The organism is Pseudoalteromonas sp. McH1-42 (assembly GCF_022347845.1).
Classification (GTDB): domain Bacteria; phylum Pseudomonadota; class Gammaproteobacteria; order Enterobacterales; family Alteromonadaceae; genus Pseudoalteromonas; species Pseudoalteromonas rubra_D.
Genome location: NZ_JAKRFU010000011.1, coordinates 97,999 through 117,677 on the forward strand (window position 1 = coordinate 97,999; position 19,679 = coordinate 117,677).

General features: G+C 48.6%; 19 protein-coding genes and 1 riboswitch. Of the genes, 17 read left to right on the top strand and 2 right to left on the bottom strand.

From position 1 onward, the window contains the following. Positions 1-9 precede the first annotated feature (9 nt). A complete protein-coding gene (locus tag MHN31_RS11315) occupies positions 10-1,143 on the bottom strand; it encodes a fatty acid desaturase (RefSeq protein ID WP_125563104.1) in 1,134 nt (377 codons plus the stop codon). A 114-nt stretch (positions 1,144-1,257) separates the two neighbouring features. Between MHN31_RS11315 and fabR the strand changes: the two genes are divergently transcribed. The 9 genes from fabR to speD all read left to right on the top strand — a co-directional run bounded on the left by fabR (position 1,258) and on the right by speD (position 9,825). After that, a complete protein-coding gene (gene fabR / locus MHN31_RS11320; RefSeq protein WP_239444306.1) occupies positions 1,258-1,902 on the top strand; it encodes an HTH-type transcriptional repressor FabR in 645 nt (214 codons plus the stop codon). Between the two features lie 73 nt (positions 1,903-1,975). Further along, entirely contained in the window at positions 1,976-2,557 is a 582-nt protein-coding gene (locus MHN31_RS11325; RefSeq protein ID WP_125563108.1) for an aminodeoxychorismate/anthranilate synthase component II, read from the top strand. 45 nt (positions 2,558-2,602) lie between these two features. Then, positions 2,603-3,778: an HDOD domain-containing protein gene (locus tag MHN31_RS11330; protein ID WP_010386238.1), complete on the top strand. Its 1,176-nt coding sequence runs from the start codon at positions 2,603-2,605 to the stop codon at positions 3,776-3,778. A gap of 322 nt (positions 3,779-4,100) precedes the next feature. Next, a complete protein-coding gene (locus MHN31_RS11335) occupies positions 4,101-5,312 on the top strand; it encodes an aspartate aminotransferase family protein (protein WP_138537816.1) in 1,212 nt (403 codons plus the stop codon). A gap of 76 nt (positions 5,313-5,388) precedes the next feature. After that, positions 5,389-6,417, top strand: coding sequence for an arginine N-succinyltransferase (gene astA / locus MHN31_RS11340; RefSeq protein WP_239444307.1), 1,029 nt, complete (start codon positions 5,389-5,391; stop codon positions 6,415-6,417). Positions 6,418-6,430: 13 nt separating this feature from the next. Beyond that, positions 6,431-7,903, top strand: a complete 1,473-nt coding sequence (astD, locus tag MHN31_RS11345) for a succinylglutamate-semialdehyde dehydrogenase (RefSeq protein WP_125563114.1) — start codon at positions 6,431-6,433, stop codon at positions 7,901-7,903. A 197-nt stretch (positions 7,904-8,100) separates the two neighbouring features. Beyond that, complete coding sequence (locus MHN31_RS11350; protein ID WP_010386242.1) at positions 8,101-8,439, top strand: DUF3802 family protein; 339 nt, start codon at positions 8,101-8,103, stop codon at positions 8,437-8,439. An 82-nt stretch (positions 8,440-8,521) separates the two neighbouring features. After that, on the top strand, positions 8,522-8,935 hold the full coding sequence (locus tag MHN31_RS11355; RefSeq protein WP_125563116.1) for an OsmC family protein: 414 nt from the start codon (positions 8,522-8,524) through the stop codon (positions 8,933-8,935). 86 nt (positions 8,936-9,021) lie between these two features. Beyond that, positions 9,022-9,825, top strand: a complete 804-nt coding sequence (gene speD, locus MHN31_RS11360; protein ID WP_010386245.1) for an adenosylmethionine decarboxylase — start codon at positions 9,022-9,024, stop codon at positions 9,823-9,825. Between the two features lie 51 nt (positions 9,826-9,876). Here the strand turns inward: speD and MHN31_RS11365 are convergent, their stop codons facing one another. After that, positions 9,877-11,958, bottom strand: a complete 2,082-nt coding sequence (locus tag MHN31_RS11365; protein WP_239444308.1) for a TonB-dependent receptor plug domain-containing protein — start codon at positions 11,956-11,958, stop codon at positions 9,877-9,879. Between the two features lie 105 nt (positions 11,959-12,063). Between MHN31_RS11365 and MHN31_RS11370 the strand changes: the two genes are divergently transcribed. The 8 genes from MHN31_RS11370 to MHN31_RS11405 all read left to right on the top strand — a co-directional run bounded on the left by MHN31_RS11370 (position 12,064) and on the right by MHN31_RS11405 (position 19,622). Further along, on the top strand, positions 12,064-12,453 hold the full coding sequence (locus MHN31_RS11370; RefSeq protein ID WP_125563120.1) for an acyl-CoA thioesterase: 390 nt from the start codon (positions 12,064-12,066) through the stop codon (positions 12,451-12,453). 140 nt (positions 12,454-12,593) lie between these two features. Further along, entirely contained in the window at positions 12,594-12,971 is a 378-nt protein-coding gene (locus tag MHN31_RS11375; protein WP_239444309.1) for an META domain-containing protein, read from the top strand. A 28-nt stretch (positions 12,972-12,999) separates the two neighbouring features. After that, a riboswitch (TPP riboswitch) is annotated at positions 13,000-13,101 on the top strand. A gap of 166 nt (positions 13,102-13,267) precedes the next feature. Beyond that, positions 13,268-15,220: a phosphomethylpyrimidine synthase ThiC gene (gene thiC, locus MHN31_RS11380; RefSeq protein WP_049864897.1), complete on the top strand. Its 1,953-nt coding sequence runs from the start codon at positions 13,268-13,270 to the stop codon at positions 15,218-15,220. Positions 15,221-15,260: 40 nt separating this feature from the next. Then, positions 15,261-16,280: an FAD-dependent oxidoreductase gene (locus tag MHN31_RS11385; RefSeq protein WP_239444310.1), complete on the top strand. Its 1,020-nt coding sequence runs from the start codon at positions 15,261-15,263 to the stop codon at positions 16,278-16,280. Beyond that, entirely contained in the window at positions 16,277-16,474 is a 198-nt protein-coding gene (gene thiS, locus MHN31_RS11390; RefSeq protein WP_125563125.1) for a sulfur carrier protein ThiS, read from the top strand. Before MHN31_RS11385 ends, thiS begins: the two co-directional genes overlap by 4 nt. A 2-nt stretch (positions 16,475-16,476) precedes the next feature. Beyond that, entirely contained in the window at positions 16,477-17,268 is a 792-nt protein-coding gene (locus MHN31_RS11395; protein WP_125563186.1) for a thiazole synthase, read from the top strand. A gap of 84 nt (positions 17,269-17,352) precedes the next feature. Then, positions 17,353-18,873 (top strand): thiamine phosphate synthase, encoded by a 1,521-nt coding sequence (thiE, locus tag MHN31_RS11400; RefSeq protein ID WP_239444311.1) that lies wholly within the window; start codon positions 17,353-17,355, stop codon positions 18,871-18,873. Continuing rightward, the gene (locus MHN31_RS11405; protein WP_125563129.1) at positions 18,870-19,622 is read left to right on the top strand and encodes a HesA/MoeB/ThiF family protein; all 753 of its coding nucleotides are present in this window, start codon (positions 18,870-18,872) and stop codon (positions 19,620-19,622) included. Before thiE ends, MHN31_RS11405 begins: the two co-directional genes overlap by 4 nt. Positions 19,623-19,679 lie beyond the last annotated feature (57 nt).

Here is a 19,679-nt window from a genome sequence, read left to right on the forward strand (position 1 = left end):
GTTATTGGGTTAGCTGGTGGCGCCCTTTAACAACCTCGAGTTTAATGCCAGCCATGCCTGTTTTTGCGCTTCCCAGGCCTGTTCTAGTTCTTGATACTGTTTTAACAGGGCCGATTGCTCGCATTGCTCACGCATGGCATGCTTTTTCGTTTCCAGTACCTGCTTTTGCACGGCACAGAAGTGCTGAAGTTTTTTCAGCAATAAATCATACTCTTGTTGTAACAATGTAAGCTTATCCTGCGCCAAAGGCAATTTCGCTAGGGTAACTTTAGTCTTATTTAATAAGGTTTCTGCCTTGGCTTTTTCTATCCGTTCAATAGGCGTTCGCTTCAGCTTGCTGGCCAGACCAAGATAAGAAAGACCCCGGATCATCCACTTGGTTGGATCATAATGATACCAGCGAATGCCATTGCGATAATCGCTGGCAAAGATATGGTGGAAATTGTGATAGCCTTCACCATAAGTAAGCAGGGCCAGAAAACCATTGTCTCGAGCGGTATTTTTCTCGGTGTAAGGGCGTTTTCCCCAGATGTGTGCCAGCGAATTGATAAAGAAAGTAAAGTGCTGGCTGAGCACGAGCCGTAGCACACCGGCTAATAATAGCATCCCGATGATGTCGCCCAGCATCAAGCCCAGCAGCAGTGGAATGCCGATATTGGTAAGTAACACCAGCTTCAGGTAGTGCTTGTGTTGCCACATCACGATTTTGTTGCGTTGTAAGTCGCGGGCATTGCTGTAGTCACCGTAGCTGTCTCCCTGATAGTCTCTGAGCATCCAGCCGATATGGCTGTACCAGAAGCCTCGTGTTGCGGCATAGGGGTCTTTGATTGGATCGTCGACCTGACCGTGGTGAATGCGGTGGTCACTGCTCCAGTGCAGTGCGCTATTTTGCAACGCAAAGGCACCGCCCAGTGCAAAGAATACCTGCATAACAGGGTGAACGTCATAGGCCTTGTGGGCCCACAGGCGATGATAACCTGCGGTGATCGACATGCCGGCGTAAAACATACACCCGACAAACGCAATCCAGTGTGTTGCACTGTATCCATATTCGAACCCATACCAGGGAACTAAAGTAATGGCAGCAAGAAAGGACAGACTAAAGAATAAGACATTAGTCCACAATAACGGGGGTTTTTTCATTTTTTAAATCTCAGCGTACACTTGTACGCTAAAATAGTATTTCAAACTTGCGTCGTCAAGTATTAGACTCCCACTATTGTCGATCTGAGCTAATAAATTATAGGAATAGCGTCCATGTCAGGTGTTCGTGCCCAGCAAAAACAAAAAACGCGCCAGGCGTTGATTGAGGCAGCGTTTAATCAGCTCAGTGCTGAGCATAGCTTTACCAATCTTAGTTTGCGTGAAGTTGCCCGAGAGGCGGGGATTGCGCCGACCTCCTTTTATCGTCACTTTAAAGACATGAATGAGCTGGGGCTGACAATGGTGGATGAAGCTGGCCTGACCCTGCGCCAGCTGATGCGTCAGGCTCGGCGCAGAATCGCTAAGGGTGGCGGGAGCGTGATCCACACTTCGGTACTTACCTTTATGGAATTCATAGAAACTTCCAGTAACCAGTTTCGATTGCTGTTGCGCGAACGCTCTGGCACGTCCCCGGCGTTCAGGGCTGCTGTCGCCAGAGAGATCAAACATTTCATCATGGAGTTGTCACATTATCTGGAGACCGAAACACCGTGTGATGCCAGTCATGCTTATATGCAGGCAGAAGCCATGGTGACCTTGGTCTTCAGTTCAGGCGCGGAGGCGTTAGATCAGGATGCGCAGCAACGAGCCGAGTTGACCGAGCGGTTGATCTGGCAACTCAGATATATCGTTAAAGGGGCGTCAGGTTATCAAAAAGAGAGTCAGGTACAGGCAACGACCAAAGCACCGGGTCAGTAACCTGATCCGGCTTACTGGCATGATATAATCAGATTTAAACCGCTTTAATACGACATCACAAGGATAGCGCAGTATGCTACTTATGATAGACAATTATGATTCTTTTACGTTCAATTTGGTGCAATATTTTCAACGCCTTGACCAGGAGGTTGTGGTGCATCGCAATGATGCGCTGTCGATCTCTGACATTCGCGCACTAAACCCGGATCATATTGTAATTTCTCCTGGCCCTTGTTCGCCTAACGAAGCGGGTGTGTCTCTGTCGGTCGTTGATGCGTTTCAAGGGCAGATCCCCATTCTGGGTATCTGCCTGGGGCATCAAACGATTGCTCAGGCTCTGGGGGCACGCGTCGTGCGTGCCAGGCAAGTTATGCATGGTAAAACCTCAACGCTGGTGCATAATCAGCGGGGTTCATTCAACGGGTTACCTGCACGCTTTGAGGTTTGTCGGTACCACTCTTTGGTTGTGCAACAAGCAAGTCTGCCAGACGCTCTTGAGGTGACAGCCTGGACGCAAAATAGTTCGGGTGAACTAGATGAAATCATGGGCTTATGCCATACTGAGCGGGCGTTGGAAGGTGTCCAATTTCACCCTGAGGCCATTCTGACCGAGCATGGTCTGCGGCTACTTGATAACTTTATAAGTCGCTTCTAACCTTAGAAAAGTAACCCCCGACAATACCGGAAAAGAACATAATTGATGACAGATGACATTAGGCAACTTAGGATCGCACAAGCGCTGGCAGAGCGTGCCCATGATGTACTAATTAGCCACAATTTTGCGCAGCAGCAGATCGGCTACATTCATACCTTTGATATGAATTTTGGCGAGCGGATACCACAACGCACAATGCTTGAGGTCGAGCTTGCTGCGGCCGCCAAACGCCAGGAGCGCAGTACCAGTCATCATAAGTATATTGCCAAAGCCAGCACCCATCTGCATCAGGTCATCGAAACCGCCATTAATACCCAGCTGGAAGATTTAGATACGATTTATCATGAAGTGGTGGGTATTCAAGAGGCGGTGCCAACGGTATTAGACATTCTGGCTGTGAAGTCGGCATCTGTCGGACGCTTGGAGCCATTGGTTAATGACTTATCCTGGATGGGCCGAGATCTGGTGTCTTTGGTGAATCTCCCTCAATACCGTAAAAAGAGTGCGAAAGGCACAGCCGTGAAGGTTGATACACCGGCATTGGCGTTAAGATATCTGGGACTGGAAAACTTGCAAATGGTGATCCCCACATTTGCAGTACGCCATTGGATGCCTCATTCAACCGAACCTTTTCCATTACTAAAGCGCAAGTTGCGTGATATGAGTATGGCAACCTCCATTGCGGCTAAAACCCTGGCCCCGTTGTATGGCGTAAAAGAGCAACATGCGTTTACGCTGGGTATGTTGTTGGATGTCGGCAAAATTGCCCTGACGCGGCTATATTTGCGTACCTTTGAGCGGGTCTGGCAGGGTAAAGTAAAGATTGCCCGTGATAAAAAACAAAAAGACTTGCATACCGCTCTGGTTGGTTTGGAGCCGGATCCGCTGTTCCTGCGTAACTTACTGCTGGAGCACTCCGCTACCGTGTCTCAGTATCTGATTGAGCGCATGGAGTTTCGTTACCTGCCGTTCAATGCCGCTATTGAAGAGTTTGCGCAAAGCTATCTGCCAAAGGCGAATAATCATGCTGCCGATCAATTACCTCTTACTCAGGTAGTGCGTAAAGCCTATTGCTATGCGCAGTATCAGGTCCTAAAAGATACCCATTTATTAGAAGCGGATGAAGCCAAAGATTGGCTTGCCTTCAACCAACTCACCCGCGAAGAGCAAGATCTGCTGTCAAAAACAGCACTGCAAAGCCTACAATTGACTATCCTGTAAAAAAAGCCACACTTTTTTCCCGCTTATTCATTCATCTCAGGTAAGCGGGGGATCTCAGCAAACACCTTGAAGTTATAGGGGCGTTAATTTTAAGCGCCTTAATAGTTATTCACTGAGAATGAAATTATATACTAATCCCTTGAATATAAAGGGCTAGCACGGTGTTTAATATGAGACAAATGCGCTTTTTTTTGAAATAATGAGCGTATGAATTTTGCACCAATTGGGAAAAATTCAGGTCTTTTACATCGCTGTCGCTGAGATTTCATGTATCACTGCCTGCCCCGGTTGAGTGCTGTACTCACCAAAATGAGGAATCAAAATGACTATCAATCGTGAACTTTTCGATCAGGTAATGGTGCCTAACTATTCACCTTCTGCAGTAATCCCGGTTAAGGGTGAAGGTGCGCGCGTATGGGACCAAAATGACAAAGAATACATCGATTTCGCGGGCGGTATCGCAGTAAATTGTCTGGGTCATTGTCACCCGGCACTGGTTGCAGCGCTGAAAGAGCAGGGCGAGAAAATCTGGCACCTGTCTAACGTAATGACCAATGAGCCGGCACTTCGTCTGGCGAAAAAACTGACTGATGCGACCTTCGCAGACAAAGTTTATTTTGCAAACTCTGGTGCAGAAGCAAACGAAGCCGCTTTAAAACTGGCGCGTCGTTGGGCTTTGGACAAATTCGGTGAGCAAAAATCACAAATTATCGCCTTCAACAAAGGCTTCCATGGCCGTACTTTCTTCACTGTGACTGTCGGTGGTCAGGCTGCGTATTCTGATGGTTTCGGTCCTAAGCCGGGCGATGTTGTACACAGTGACTACAATGATCTGGCAGCTCTGGAAGCGCTGATTTCGGACAACACTTGTGCCGTTATGATGGAGCCTCTACAGGGTGAAGGCGGTATCATTTCTCCGGAAGCAGACTTTGTGAAGGGTGTACGTGCACTGTGTGACAAGCACAACGCATTGTTGATCTTTGATGAAGTACAAACGGGTGTTGGCCGTACTGGTGACTTATATGCTTATCAGGGACTAGGTGTAACGCCTGACATCCTGACAACGGCAAAAGCGCTGGGTGGTGGTTTCCCTATTGGCGCAATGATCACAACCGCAGAGATTGCAGAGCATCTTAAAATTGGTACACACGGTTCTACCTATGGCGGTAACCCGCTGGCATGTGCGGTTGCAGAAGCTGCGCTGGACACGGTAAATACACCGGAAGTACTGAATGGCGTGAAAGAAAAAGAAGCCTTGTTCCGTGAGCTATTAAACGACATCAACGAGAAGCATCAGGTATTCAGCGAGATCCGTGGTAAAGGTTTGCTACTGGGTGGCGTACTGAACGACAAGTATCAGGGTAAAGCAAAAGAGTTCCTGGTTGAAGGTATTAATCAAGGCGTCATGTCTTTGGTTGCTGGTGCCAATGTTGTGCGTTTCACGCCGTCTTTGGTGATCCCTGATGCGGATATCCGTGAAGGTATGGCACGCTTTGAAGCGGCTGTAGCGCGTGTGGTTGCAAACAACGCCTAATTTCAGTCGGTGACATGTGGGTCGCACTTATATGTGCGACTCAGCTATCTACATTTTTTGAGGAGTAAGCGGGCTCATGATGATCCTTCGCCCAATCCAGAAAAGCGATTATTCAGCGCTTTTGAACATTGCCCAGGAGTCGGGGCATGGCTTTACTTCATTGCCGGTCAATGAAGAATTGCTGCAAAACAAGATCGAACGTTCAGTTGCTTCATTTGCTAAAGAAACAGATGTGCCTTTTGATGAAGGCTACTTATTTGTACTTGAAGACAGTGAAACAGGCGAAGTCGTTGGCACCAGTGCCATCGAAGCCGCTGTGGGTCTTGATGATGCCTTCTATCACTACCACTTAAGTAAAGTGATCCACTCATCGCGGACTTTGAATGTTTACAAAGCAGTGGATATTCTAACCCTGTGTAATGATTACACCGGTGCCACTGAGTTGTGTACATTATTCCTGCGCGATAAATATCGTCGCGGATTAAATGGCAAATTATTGTCAAAGTCACGCTTTATGTTTATCAATCAGCATCGTGATCGCTTTGCAGAAACGGTGATTGCTGAGATGCGTGGTGTCTCTGATGAAAATGGCGACAGCCCATTCTGGCAGTGGCTGGAAGAGCACTTCTTCTCAATGGACTTCCCAACGGCGGACTACCTGACTGGCATTGGACAGAAAGTATTCATTGCCGAGTTGATGCCTAAGTACCCAATCTATGTCAATCTGCTGAGCAAAGAAGCCCAGTCAGTTGTAGGTGAAGTACACGACAATACTCGTCCGGCAATTGAACTGCTCAAGAGCGAAGGTTTTACCTTTAATGGTTATGTCGATATTTTCGATGCCGGTCCAACCGTAGAGGCCAAAGTCGACAATATCCGTACCGTGCGTGAAGTCCGTAAGTACATTGTACGCATTGATGATCAGGTTAAGATCGACGCAGAAGGTTCCCCCGTGATGATAGCTAATGATAAACTAGCGGGATATCGTGCGACGGCGCTGACGTTAGCGCTACCAGAAAAAGCAACGGAAGTTGCCATCCCTGGTGCGGTAGCTAAGGCCCTTCAGATCGCTGACGGTGATACCGTTAGTATTGCAACTCTTTAATTGGGAAAGAATTATGACAACACACGCAGCACAGTTTATCAATGGTGAGTGGCGCTTAGGTGAAGGCGCAGCGTTTGCTTCGGTAAACCCGGCAAACAACGAAGAGATCTGGCGTGCAAACGCGGCAACCGCAGCGCAAGTTGATAGCGCCGTTAAAGCCGCACGTGAAGCTTTCTATACCTGGAGCGAACTGGCGTTTGAAGAGCGTCTGGTCGTGGTTAAGCGTTTTGCTGAACTACTGAAAGAAAACAGTGAAGCCCTGGCTGTCGCCATTGCTCAGGAAACAGGTAAGCCATTGTGGGAAACGCGTACTGAAGCGGGTGCCATGGTTGGTAAAATTGCCATTTCTGAAAAAGCCTACCATGAGCGTACTGGTGTGGTTGAAAACCCAATGCCAGTGGGCCGCGCTGTGATTCGTCACAAAGCCCATGGTGTGGTTGCTGTTTTTGGTCCTTATAACTTCCCGGGCCATCTGCCTAATGGCCATATCGTTCCAGCATTGCTTGCAGGTAACACCGTGATCTTCAAGCCATCAGAACTGACGCCTTATGTTGCAGAGCTGACATTGAAGCTATGGGAACAGGCGGGTCTGCCAAAGGGTGTCGTTAACCTGGTACAGGGTGAAGTTGAAACGGGTAAAGCATTGGCGTCGCACAAAGGCATCGATGGCTTGTTCTTCACCGGCTCTTCTCGCACCGGTCACCTGCTGCACGAGCAGTACGCAGGTCAGCCAGGCAAAATCCTGGCACTGGAAATGGGTGGTAACAACCCACTGATCGTTAAAGATGTGGCTGATACCAAAGCAGCTGTACATGACATCATCCAGTCGGCATTTATCTCAAGTGGTCAGCGTTGTACTTGTGCGCGCAAACTGTTCCTGCCTGAAGGTGAACAGGGTGATGTGATCCTGGCGCAACTGCTTAAAGCGACCAAAGCGATTAAGATTGGTAACTATGATGCTGAAGATCAGCCGTTCATGGGCTCTATGATCTCTAACAACGCCGCTGCTGGTATGGTTGCAGCACAACAACAGTTGGTTGAGCTTGGTGGTGAGGTTCTGCTTGAGCTGACACATACTGAAGGTACAGGTTTTGTAACACCTGGTATCATTGAATGTAGCAAAGTAACAGACTTCCCGGATGATGAGCACTTTGGTCCGTTGCTGAAGGTTTTCCGTTACAGCGACTTTGATGCGGCGATTGAAAAGGCCAACGACACCAGTTTTGGTCTGTCTGCTGGTCTACTGGGTGATAATCAGGCGGATTACGAGCACTTCCTACGTCGCAGTCGTGCTGGTATTGTTAACTGGAACCGTCCTATCACGGGGGCTTCAAGCGCAGCACCGTTTGGTGGTATCGGCGCATCTGGTAACCACAGAGCAAGTGCTTATTATGCAGCAGATTACTGTGCATACCCTGTGGCTTCGGTAGAACTAGACAAAGTAACTTTGCCAGGTACCTTGAGTCCGGGCCTGACAATCGAGTAAAATCCTAAATGGTGAGAGCCCCCTTAATTGCTAAGGTGGATTATCGTTAGATTCTCACTCTTTAGTATTGGAAAAAGCAGCCTAGCGTAAAACTTGGCTGCTTTTTTGTTGGTCAGCAAATATCAAAAGTAGCAATCAAAACTAGTTTCTGCTTAAATCAATAGGAGATGTCATTGATACATTCAGGTGGGCAATATATGGTTTTAGATAAACAAGGATACGATGAGTTAGTCATGTACCTAACGCAACACTTAGCCTTGTTTGAGAAGCCGGGTGTGGTGAAAGCCAATGCACCTAAGGTGTTGGAGTTAATAGAAGATGTGATTGCTGAACACGTGATCCGCCTCTGTGAGCAACAGACCGGATTGACGACCGAACAACGTAGCCTGATTGTCAGAGAAGTTGACGGCATCGTATATGATTTGCAGGAAGTACTCTCCAGCGTCACTGAGCAGCGCGTAACCGAAGAACAAAGAGAATTTATTGAAGAATTCGCCGGGTTGGTGAAAAATCTGTTCGATAATGCAATTAACTGACACCGTTTTGGCTGTCAGGTAGTAAAGATAACACCGCCTTATGGCGGTGTTATTAGTTTTAGGAACTAGAGGAATAATAAACATGCAAGCAAGTGTGAAGTGGGTTGATGGCGATACCTTTATTGGGCGTTCTCATTCTGGTCATAACGTGGTTTTTGATGCCGGTGCTGAGAGTGCTGCACCCAGCCCGATGGAAATGGTGTTGATGTCGGCAGGTTGTTGCTCATCGGTGGACGTGGTGAGTATCCTGAAAAAAGCCAAGCAGGATGTCAGTGATGTCACTGTGGAGCTGACGGCTGAGCGCGCTGAGAGCGCACCTAGAGTATTTACAAAGATCAATCTACACTTTGTAGTGACTGGCAATAATGTGTCTGAAAAGCACCTAGCACGCGCCGTGCAATTGTCTGCTGAGAAGTACTGTTCTGTGGCCTTAATGCTTGAAAAAGCAGTAGAAATTACCCATAGCCATGAGGTGGTTGAAAACAGCGCAAAATAGTGCTTTTTCGAGACGCTATTTTCGTATAAAATCCGCGAACTTTTATTTCTGCAGCGCAGATTTTCACGTTTTAAGGTGGGTCTATCGTGAACAAGCCCTTTGATAAAATTAAACTCCATGGCTTTAACAACTTAACTAAGAGTTTAAGCTTTAGTATCTATGATATTTGCTATGCAAAGACCGAGCAGCAGCGAAAAGAATATCTGGAATACATCGATGAACAGTATAGTGCCGATCGTCTGACCGACATTCTGCGCGATGTTGTCGATATCATTGGTGCCAATGTACTGAATATTGCACGTCAGGATTATGATCCTCAGGGGGCGAGTGTCACCATTTTGGTATCGGAAGAGCCAGTGGAACAGCAGACATTCGACAGCAATGAAGCGCCTGGTCCGTTACCGGATTCGGTTGTTGCGCACTTGGATAAAAGCCATATCTGTGTGCACACCTATCCTGAAGCACACCCGCACGATGGCATTTGTACGTTCCGTGCTGATATCGAAGTATCGACCTGTGGCATTATTTCTCCGCTTAAGGCGCTAAACTTCCTGATCCACAAGTTGGAGTCAGATGTGGTGACTATCGACTATCGTGTACGTGGTTTTACCCGCGATGTGAATGGCGTAAAACATTACATAGACCATGCGATCCACTCTATCCAGAATTACATGACGGAAGACACCAAAGAGGCGTATCACATGGTGGATGTGAATGTGTATCAGGAAAACCTGTTCCACACTAAGATGATGCTAAAGGAAACCGATCTGAATACTTATTTATTCGGCATCACGACGGATGACCTGAATACTGAAGAAGAAGAGCAGATCCGTGAGCGTCTGAATCGCGAAATACAGGAAGTATTCTACGGCCGCAACCTGCCAGAGTAATGAATAGATACTAATAAAAAAGGCGCTCATCGAGCGCCTTTTTTATTAGGCTTACAGATCGTATGTGAATGTCAGGCCAAATACCCGAGGCTCACCATACTGAACATAGTTTCGTGCTGTGTAGCCATCACGTGGATCATTACCAAAGTAAAATCCTCTGACGGGCACGTCGCGATCGGCCAGATTACGTCCCCAGGCAGTCAATGACCATTGTTCACCATAATAACTCACACTGGCATTGATCAGGTTTTGGCTCGGTGCTTGCTCATTGTGGCTGTCCGAGAAGAAATAATCATCTTTCCCTTCCAGGCCCAGCGTGACCACTAGGTTTTCCAGGATGCTGTAGTCTGCTGCGAACGCGTATTGATACTTGGGTGCCTGTGCTTGCTCACGGCCGTCAAAGTTATCACCTGCTGTGGTGATAAAGTCTTCAATTTTAGTATCCAGATAACCCAAACTGTAGTTCAGCGTCAGCTGATCAGTGATCAGGCGTTGGCCTTCGATTTCCAGACCATAGTTCTCACCTTTACCTGCATTACTGATGAAACCGGCAAACTGTACACCATCGATTTGCCATTGCTTAAGCTGCATGTCTTCGCGTTCCATGTAGAAGGCGGTGACTGCCAGCGTGTGTTTTTTATCTTCAGACTGGCCTTTCACACCAAACTCTGCATTCCACAGATATTCTGGTTCAAAAGAAAATGCTGAGGCAGGAATGCTAAAACCATCATCTTTGGCTTTTGCCAGTGCTTCGCCATTGGCACCACCGACTTTATAACCGCGACTCAGGCTTGTGTAGATCATAGTACGTGGGACAACCTGATACTCCAGTGCCAGCTTGCCGCCGACCATGGTTTCATCTTGTTCGATATTAAAGCCGTTGGAATCGAGGTATTCACTGTCGTAGCGCTCAACCCGTAATCCTGTAATTAAGCGGGTTTGCTCATTCAGATGTGTGACTTTCTGGCCAAATAATGCCTGGCTGGAGACATCATAGCTAGACTTAAACGATGCGTTATTGCGATCTAAGTCAACGTCACGACGCTGTGCGTAGGCACCAAGAACCCAGTCGCCTTGTTTGTCTTTGAGTTTAACTTCCAGGCTGCCGCGTTCATGATCGCGCAGATAACTGTCGAAGCTGACATAGTGATCAGGGTGTAACCCTGCAGCGCAGAGTTGAGCCTGGGTTGCGTCATGGCACGTCCAATCTTCGTCGTAGCTATACTCGGTATCTGCTTGTAATCCAGTCCCCTGAACTTCTATATCAAAGGCGCTCAGGCCCGTATAAAGTGCACTGAGTGCAAAGGCGTCACTGTTTTGTGTGTCTTTACCTGGTTGGTTGGCCACGCTATTACGTGTATTGTCTAACGTGAATCCGTCGTAGCCATTATTAATATCAATGTGATGCACAGCCAGGTTCACAGCCAGAGCCTCTGTTAGCTGGCTATTTAGTTTAAGACGTGCCAGTTGTTCCTGTTGATCCTGAGTCGGTTTGTTCAAATAGAGGTTATCGACATACCCGTCTGAGCCTCGTTGGTACAGGCTGACACGGGCGGCCGTGTTGTCTGTTAATCCAGTACCTGCGGCCAGACCCGCTTCGTAGCTATTATAATTCCCTGCGCCGACACGTAGTTTAAGTGCAGTATCTTCTGTTGGGGCATGAGATTGAAGATCAATGATCCCGCCCATTGCATCGGCACCAAAGCGTGTGCCCTGAGGGCCGCGGTACAGAGTGACCTGATCAATATCGAATAGCAGAGCACTGCCACCCAGGCCAGAGTAATTAATGCCATCGACCAGCATGCCAACACTGGGGGTGATTGGATCGACAAACTGAGAGCGCAGGCCAACCCCCCGGATCTGCACAAAGCGGCCGCGCGATGCACCGGCGGTAAAGTTAACGTTTGCTGTGCTGTTCAGTAGCTCATCGAGATAACTGGCGCCGCGATGGGTCACTTCAACTTCACCCATCACACTGGCACTGGCACTCAGTGTTTGTAGAGATTCTGTTTGAAAGTCGCCGGTGACTTCAATGGTTTCAAGGGGCGCGGTTGTGCGTGATTCGTCAGCCACGGCTTGGTATGACAGGGCAGCCAACAGGCTAGTGCTAAGCAGAGAAAGTTTAAGCTTCATGTCTTATCTTGTTCCATTTTTAATTGCGCACAGTGTAGCAAAAGCCCGACCAGTTAACAGTTAATATGTGTTATAAATTCGGCAACTTAGTGAAGAGGAAAAGCCATGACATTTAAGCTTGATTTCAAAGTCAGGGATTACGAATGTGATTTGCAGGGCATTGTGAATAACAGTGTGTATTTTAATTATCTGGAGCACGCCAGACATGAATTTTTGATTGCCAATGGTATTGATTTCGCGGCGCTGGCAGAGCAAAAAATCAATCTGGTGGTGATCCGATCTGAAATGAATTATAAGGACTCGTTGAAACCGGGCGATGCTTTTTACGTTGAAGTTGAAACACTGCGCGTGAGCAAACTGAAGTTTGCATTTGTTCAGCGTATTGTCCGTGCCGAGGACGATAAACTCATGCTGGATGCCATTGTTACTGGTACATCGGTGAATGAACGAGGGCGTCCGTTCCTACCTCAGGAAATTGATCAGCTTTTTGGCTGATTTTTTTACTAAAAAGGCAGAAAATTACAGATTTTTACTGCCTTTTCCATACCGCCTGACGTTATAATATTAATCATATTTTAAGCGGTTGGTTTACCATGAAAATTTCCATTTTTTTATGCCTAATGTGCGTAATATTGATGGCATGTTCCAGTACAGGGAAGGTAACCAGGGAACAGCTTAAGCACTCTCACTGGCAGTTAACTCAGGTTGATGGAAACAGTGTTGCAGATGCTGCTGCCATTGAAATCGAATTTCTCGATGCTTTACAGGTAGTTGGTTTTGCGGGTTGCAATCGGTTTTTTGCTGAGGGCAACATTGAGTCGGATGTACTCAAATTGGCTCAGTTAGGTATGACCCGTAAGTCATGTGGCGATGTGCTGGATGCGCAGGAAACGCAGTTTCTGGAGATGTTACAGCAGGGCGTGACCGTCACCATCCAGAATAGCAAGCTACACCTGCAAGGCCAGAAGATCTGGCAATTTAAAGTGCTGGACGCAGAGCCTTTGACTAACTAGGCGCGATTCAGTACACTTTTTCACAGTTCGTTACTTGTCGGAGTGCCCATCTGGGCTGAGATCGCAGTATTGCGGGATCCGTGGACCTGATCAGGTTAATGCCTGCGTAGGGAACAAGCTACCTAAGTTGGTATATCGCAAGATATCTAGGTTGCCAGCCATGTTGTGCCTGTGCCAACATGCTCCACTGAATGAAACCAGCACACAGTATTCACTGCTGTGAATTTGGTTTGGACCCTTCTCGCTCCCTTTGTGGAGTTCTGACAAGACACCTTAACTTAATAATGAGGCATGTCATGTCAAACAACAGTAGCAAGTTATCACGTCGTGAGTCACGCGAGGCCGCGTCGGATTTTATTTACAACCTTACCGGACAACCCTTTCCCAATTCCGAGAAAGTTTATGTTGATGGCGAGCAGGCGGGTGTACGCGTCGGAATGCGCGAAATTACCCTGAGCGATTCTTTTATTGGTGGCACCGAAGAAGATCCGATCTATGAGCAGAATGAGCCGGTTCGTGTTTACGATACATCGGGCCCTTATACCGATCCTGAATTTAAGCTGGATGTGCGCACGGGGTTGCCGAAATTCCGCGAACAGTGGATTTTGGACCGGGATGATACAGAGGTGCTGGAGTCGGTCACTTCGCAATTTTCTCAGCAGCGTATGGCAGATGAAGGGTTAGACCATATTCGTTTTGAAAATTTGCCTAAAATACGCCGCGCTAAACCCGGGCAAAACGTTACGCAAATGCACTATGCGCGTCGTGGCATTGTGACTCCGGAAATGGAATATGTTGCGATCCGTGAAAATATGGGGCGTGCCAAGATCCGTGAAGAGTTATTGGCGCAGCAGCACAAAGGTCAGTCTTTTGGTGCGGAGATCCCGGATTTCATTACCCCGGAGTTTGTCCGCTCTGAGATCGCTCGTGGTCGCGCCATCTTGCCAAACAATATCAATCACCCTGAAACAGAGCCGATGATTGTGGGTCGTAACTTCCTGGTGAAGGTGAATGCCAACATAGGTAACTCGTCGGTGACTTCTTCTATTGAAGAAGAAGTAGAAAAGCTGGTGTGGTCAACACGCTGGGGTGCAGATACTGTGATGGACCTGTCTACTGGACGTTATATTCATGAAACCCGTGAGTGGGTAGTGCGTAACTCACCTGTGCCTATCGGCACAGTACCGATTTACCAGGCGCTTGAAAAAGTGAATGGGGTGGCTGAAGATCTGACCTGGGAGATTTTCCGCGATACTCTGATTGAGCAGGCAGAGCAGGGCGTGGATTACTTCACAATCCACGCGGGTGTATTGCTACGGTATGTGCCCATGACGGCTAAGCGTGTCACAGGTATTGTGTCACGTGGCGGTTCTATCATGGCGAAATGGTGTTTGGCGCACCATAAAGAAAACTTCCTGTACACGCACTTTGAAGACATTTGTGAAATCATGAAACAGTACGATGTCTGTTTCTCTCTGGGAGATGGTTTACGCCCGGGATCAATCGCCGACGCCAATGACGAAGCGCAACTGTCTGAGTTACGCACCTTAGGTGAGCTGACAACGATCGCCTGGAAACACGACGTACAAGTGTTCATTGAAGGCCCGGGCCATGTCCCTATGCACTTGATCAAAGAAAACATGGATGAGCAATTAAAGCATTGTCATGAAGCGCCTTTTTACACCCTTGGCCCACTGACCACAGATATTGCACCAGGTTATGATCATTTCACTTCGGGTATCGGTGCGGCGCAAATTGCCTGGTACGGTACGGCGATGCTGTGTTATGTGACGCCGAAGGAACATTTGGGTCTGCCAAATAAAGAAGACGTGAAAGAGGGTCTGATCACTTACAAGATTGCGGCGCATGCAGCGGATCTGGCAAAAGGTCACCCTGGCGCTCAAATTCGTGACAACGCCTTGTCTAAAGCGCGTTTTGAGTTCCGCTGGCACGATCAGTTCAATTTGAGTCTGGACCCGGAACGCGCGCTGTCTTATCACGATGAAACACTACCGCAGGAATCGGGTAAAGTCGCGCATTTCTGCTCTATGTGTGGTCCTAAATTCTGCTCAATGAAGATCACTCAGGATGTACGTGACTATGCTAAGCAGCTGGAAGCTGAGGGCATAGATCCAAACAATGCGGGCGAAGCCATCGCGATAAAAATGATCGATGTGGAAGCCGAAATGAAAAATAAATCACGTGAGTTCAAAGAGACGGGCTCAGAGCTTTACCATAAAGCACTGTGATTGAAGACGGCGGGCCCATTTGGGCCCGCATGGAGGCAAGATGTCCCAGACAAATAAACCGCGTGTTGCCATCGTCGGTTTTGGCCTGATCGGTCGGGTTGCTGCCTTGATGTTGGCAGAGCACTTTCACCTGAGTATCTTTGAACGTGATCCGGTCTCGGCGCCTTCCAGCGTCGGAACTTTAGCTGCGGCCATGCTCGCCCCCATGGCTGAATCTGTGATTTGTGAGCAAGATCTGGCGGAGCTGGGTTTAGAAGCGATGGCCTTATGGCCTGAGTTGCTGGCCAAACTTGATACGCCGGTATTTTTTCAGCAGCAGGGGACAGTGATTGTTGCACATCAGCAAGACCGGGGTGATTTACTGAGTTTTCAGCGTCGTCTTAAGCCTCTGGCTGGTCATCAGGCACAAAGCCTGGATGGCCGTGGCATTGGCGCGTTAGAGCCTGAGTTAGCTGGTCGATTTCATCAGGGTTTGTATTTACCCTGTGAAGGTCAACTCGATAATCTGGCATTCTTTGCGGCGAGCCTCGGCACATTACAGAACATGGGCATGTGCTTTCATGAGGGGGCTGATGCACAGATTGAACAGGGCCGTGTGAATGGTGAGGCGTTTGACTGGATCATCGATTGCCGCGGGTTAGACGCAAAAGCGCAGAGCCCAGGGTTGCGTGGCGTGCGGGGGGAAGTTGCACGCATTTATGCGCCTGAGGTGAACTTACAACGCCCAGTACGTCTTATGCATCCGCGTTATCCACTCTATATTGCGCCTAAGCCAAACCATGAATTTGTGATAGGTGCCACCGAAATTGAGTCTCAGGATCGGGGCGATATCACAGTACGTTCGACGCTGGAGTTGTTATCGGCGGCTTATACGGTGCACAGTGGTTTTGCCGAGGGGCGTGTGATGTCATTACGTGCAGGGTTACGCCCAGCATATAAAGACAATCGCCCACAAATCAGTGTTACAGACAATGTGATCCGAATTAATGGTCTGTATCGACATGGCTTTTTGCTGGCACCTGCTGTGGTGCAACAAGCGTTACAACAAGGGGTATTATGAATATTAGTTACAATGGTCAGGCACTCACGTTGTCGCAGCCACACTCTCTGTTAGAGGTAATTGAAGCACAGGGGGCGCAAGCACCCTACGCGGTTGCGCTCAATGGCCAGTTTGTACCGCGCAGCGGGTTGGCAGAGCAGCGATTGCAAGAAGGTGACAGCATTGAGTTGTTATCGCCTATTCAGGGAGGCTGATGATGCAGACTGATAAGCCTTTCACGGTTTATGGAGAGCAGTTTGACAGTCGATTGTTGATAGGCTCTGCACTTTATCCCTCGCCGGAGGTGATGCAGCAAAGTTTGCTGGCTTCCCGGGCGCAAATCGTGACGGTTTCTTTACGGCGACAAAATTCTGTGTCAGCGGGGGATGATTTCTGGCAATTGATCAAGGATACTGGTTTGCGGGTATTGCCGAACACTGCCGGGTGTCACAGTGTTAAAGAAGTGGTGACACTGGCGCAAATGTGCCGCGAAGTGTTTGCCACTGACTGGATAAAATTGGAACTCATCGGGGATGAATACAATTTACAACCAGATCCGATTGCGTTGCTCGAAGCAACCGAGATTTTAATAAAGCAAGGGTTTAAAGTGCTGCCCTACTGCACCGATGATTTAGTGGTGTGTCAGCGTCTGGCGGATCTGGGGTGTGAAGTTCTGATGCCCTGGGGTGCTCCCATAGGTACCGGTAAAGGCTTACTTAATCCTTATAATTTGCAAACCATTCGTGAGCGTCTGCCTGACCATACCCTGATTGTCGATGCGGGACTGGGCTTGCCATCTCATGCCGTTCAGGCGTTGGAGCTGGGCTATGACGCCGTGTTGCTAAATTCGGCCATTGCAGGTGCCGGGTGTCCTGTGACTATGGCCAGCGCCTTTCATCATGCTGTGGTTGCCGGGCGTGCTGCCTATGTGGCGCAGGCGATGCCTGAGAAAGAGGTGGCGGCGCCTTCTACCCCGACAATGGGTATGCCTTTTTGGCATCAGAATTAAACACACGTTTACGTGTCATGAAGACTGTGTGGCGTATTGCACTTAATCATGCGCCCCTGTTCAACAGAATAAGTAGGAGTAATTGTGGCTGAACTGGTATGGACCATTGCAGGGTCGGACTCGGGTGGGGGAGCAGGCATACAGGCTGATGTGAAAGCTATGCACAGCTTTGGTGTGCAAACCTGCACGGCCGTAACCGCACTGACGGCGCAAAATAGTCTCGCGGTAGAGGAAATTAACGCGGTGTCCAGTGAAGTACTGGAATCTCAGTTGCTGGCGCTCGAAGCTGACTTAAAAGCGACTGTGATTAAGATTGGCATGCTCGCTAATAGTACGCAGATCCAGTTGGTTGCAGAGCACTTGGCACAGTACAAAAGCCGCTGGGAAAGACCGCCTGTGGTGGTTTTTGATCCTGTTGCCATTGCATCCAGTGGCGATGCGCTGACCGAAGAAGATACCCTGGATGCGCTGAAAAAGTACCTCTTGCCACTGGTTGACGTGATCACGCCCAATACGCAGGAAACACAAGTACTGACTGGAGTATATCTGATTGGCCCAGACGCAGTCAGGGACGCTGCCCGTAAACTGAGGGAGCTTGGGGTGAAATCGGTGATTATTAAAGGGGGTCACTGGGATTACCCTAACGGTTACTGTATAGATTATTGCTGGAGCGAGGGCGAGGAGTATTGGCTTGGGAATGAGGCGATACAAACACCACATAGTCATGGCACTGGTTGTAGCTTTGCATCCTCTGTCGCTGCATGTCTGGCGAAAGGTTACCCTATTAAAGATGCCTTTATTCTGGCCAAAGCTTACATCAATCAGGGGTTGAAAGTAGCACAACGATTTGGTGAGGGCAGGGGGCCACTGGCCCACGCCGGGTTCCCCGAGCAGATCAGCGATTTTCCCCAGGTCATAGAGGCGGGCAGCTGGCTGGGCGATGAGCTGGAGTTTGCGGTTAGCGAAGAGTTTAACTTTGCCGCAGGCTTTGCTCCGGTGGGAGAAGAGTTGGGGCTCTATGCTGTTGTTGATTCTGTAGACTGGGTGGAAAAATGTCTGGCTGAGGGCGTGAAAACCGTGCAACTCAGAATTAAACAGGCTGACGAAACTACGCTGGAAGAAGACATACAGTGTGCGATCACCTTGGGGGATAAGTATCAGGGTCGGGTTTTTATCAATGACCATTGGGAACTGGCCATTCGCCACGGAGCTTATGGTGTCCATCTTGGTCAGGAAGATTTGGATTCGGCTAACCTGGTTGCCATTCAACAGGCGGGTTTACGTCTTGGGGTATCAACACATGGTTTTTACGAAATGCTACGCGCTCATAACTACCGACCCAGCTATCTGGCGTTTGGGGCAATATACCCTACGACGACGAAAGACATGACAGGTCAGATCCAGGGGCTGGAGAAGCTTAGACATTTTGTGCCCCTGATGCGTGAGACGTACCCTACAGTGGCTATTGGGGGGATCGACCTGACTCGTGCTCCTCAGGTCGCTGCGACGGGGGTCGGGAGCGTCGCGGTGGTGCGTGCCATTACAGAGGCCAGTGACCACAGGCAAGCGATTATTGACCTGAAACGGGCCACGGGCGAATCATGAGTACAGAGCTCAATGACAAAGAGCGGCTTAGGTACAGTCGTCATTTGCTCCTCAATGCAGTATCTGAAGCTGGCCAGATGCGGCTCAAAGCGGCCCGAGTGGCCGTAATTGGGTGTGGTGGCCTGGGAAGCCCTGCGCTATTTTACTTAGCGGCAAGCGGTGTTGGTCAGTTGACCTTTTGTGATGATGATGCGGTTGAATTGTCGAATTTGCAAAGGCAGATTTTGTATAAGATTAATCACATTGGCCAGTCAAAAGCAAAAGCAGCAGGAAAAGTCTTAGCGAGTCTGAATAATCAAATTTCACTTATCCCACTGTCATTGAAGCTCGACACGAGCAATATAGACTCGGTTTTGCAAGACAGTGACTGGATCCTCGATTGCAGCGATAATTTCGCCACGCGCTACTTACTGAATCAGTATTGCCTGCGTGAACGTAAAGTACTTATCTCTGGCGCAGCGCTGGGCACTCAGGGACAGTTTATGACGTTTGACTTCAGAGCATCGTCTCCTTGCTATCATTGCGTCTTCCCTGAGTCGCCAGAATCTACCGAATTAAATTGTCAGAATGCCGGCGTAGTCAGCCCATTGCTTGGCATGATTGGCTCTATGCAGGCTATGAAAGCGGTCAGTTTGATTGTCTCTGGTGTACCAGACAAGGCGAGTGAGATGATAGTGGTTGATGCGTTAAGTTTGCAGCAGAGGCAATTTGCACTGGAAAAAGATCCCGCATGTACGGTGTGCTGCTAATCCTGTCATGCTAATGTGTTTTCGTATTGTCGATTTATTCATCAATAAGGAAACATT